Origin of the sequence: Mesorhizobium sp. M7A.F.Ca.US.014.04.1.1 (assembly GCF_003998745.1) — a bacterium.
GTDB lineage: Bacteria > Pseudomonadota > Alphaproteobacteria > Rhizobiales > Rhizobiaceae > Mesorhizobium > Mesorhizobium ciceri.
Genome location: NZ_RZRW01000906.1, coordinates 1 through 1,606, shown reverse-complemented (window position 1 = coordinate 1,606; position 1,606 = coordinate 1). Strand labels below are relative to the sequence as shown.

Sequence of the window (1,606 nt, the reverse complement as noted above, 5' to 3'; positions counted from 1 at the left end):
CGCCAGGCAGGCGAGTGCGCACCATGCCGCGTCGCTCTCGCGGTGGCTGACCGAGGAGTTTCAGGAGCGCAACCCGGATGTGATCGCCGAGCTGCATCGGCGCGACGCCGAGAACGATCCTGCGTGCTACGCCGCCGCTTACCGGGTTCTGGCCGAGACAGATTTCGGCGGCATCCTCGACCAGATCAGGTCGCCGACACTGATCGTGACGGGGGAGGACGACCAGGGATCCAACCCGCGCATGGCGCGTCATATGCACGACCAGATCCGCGGCTCGCGGCTCGAGATCCTGCCGGGGTTGCGGCATTCGATCCTGATCGAAGCGCCCGGGTCGGTCGCTGGCCTGATAGCGGATTTCCTGGATGACCACTCACGACGGGCAGGGGCGACCAGCCATGGATAGCAAATTGCAGAAAGCCGGCGAGGCAGTCCGCCGCAAAGTACTGGGCGACGACTATGTCGACCGCGCAATCGGCAATGCCGACGACTTCTCCAGGCCCCTCCAGGACATGCTCAACGAGTATTGCTGGGGCACATGCTGGACTGACGCCGCGCTCGATCTCAAGCAGCGCAGCCTGCTCAATCTCGGCATGCTTGCGGCACTGGGGCGCATGCATGAATTCGGCGTGCATTTTCGAGGTGTGATGCGCAACGGGCTTGGCGACGACGAGCTGCGGGCGGCCCTGATCCAGATCGCGGTCTATTGCGGCGTTCCGGCAGGTGTCGAGGCCTTCCGTGTCGCGCGTGCGGTGCGCGACGAAGCCAAGGCCGACACGCCATGACAAGCGTTTCGCGACCGTCGGCTTACCTTCGTTCCGAGCAATCGGCGCGGCAAACCTCCTCTGCCTCGCCGGAAGACGGCGACGGCAGTCTCATTTCTAAATTAGCAACAACAACAAGGGGAACGGTGCACATGAAAACATCTCTGAAATTGGCGACATTGGCGGCTTCGCTTGCCCTGACATTGACGACGCTTCCGGCTCAGGCCGGCGCGGTGCTGGACCGTGTCGTGGCGGCCGGAACTCTCAAGGTCGCAACTGACGCCAACTGGGCGCCGCAGTCCTTCCTCAATGCCAGCAACGAGCTGGACGGCTTCGACATCGATGTCGCCAAGGAGATCGGCAAGCGCATCGGCGTCAAGGTCGAGTTCGTGACGCCGGGCTGGGACATCATCACCGCCGGCAACTGGGTCGGCCGCTGGGACATGCATGTCGGCTCGATGACGCCGACGAAGAAGCGCGCCGAGATCTTCGATTTTCCCGCTGTGTACTACTACACGCCAGCAGCGGTTGCGGTTCACAAGGACAGCAAGGCCAAATCGTTGAGCGATCTGGATGGCAAGGTTGTCGGCGCGACGACGACATCGACCTTCGAAGCCTATGCCAAGAAGGATCTGACGCTCGACGCGGCCGGTGCGCCGCCATTCGAATACAAGCTCAACCCGAAGGAAGTGCACTCCTACGAGAACTCCACCACCGCTTTCGACGATCTGCGGGTCGGTGACGGCGTTCGGCTCGATGCCGTCGTCTCGTCGCAGCCCAGCATCGTCGATGCCGTGAAAGCCGGTTATCCGATCAGGCAGATCGGCGATCCGGTGTTTTATGAG

Annotated in this window: 3 protein-coding genes; all 3 read left to right on the top strand. The window is 62.7% G+C overall.

Annotated features, from left to right (window positions below):
• A partial coding sequence (locus EOA22_RS32955) for an alpha/beta hydrolase (RefSeq protein WP_245478748.1) occupies positions 1 to 403 on the top strand: 403 nt, incomplete at its 5' end.
• Positions 396 to 782, top strand: coding sequence for a carboxymuconolactone decarboxylase family protein (locus EOA22_RS32950; RefSeq protein WP_127390574.1), 387 nt, complete (start codon positions 396 to 398; stop codon positions 780 to 782). The genes EOA22_RS32955 and EOA22_RS32950, both read left to right, overlap by 8 nt.
• A gap of 131 nt (positions 783 to 913) precedes the next feature.
• On the top strand, positions 914 to 1,606 hold a 693-nt coding region (locus EOA22_RS32945; protein ID WP_127390573.1), incomplete at its 3' end, for a transporter substrate-binding domain-containing protein.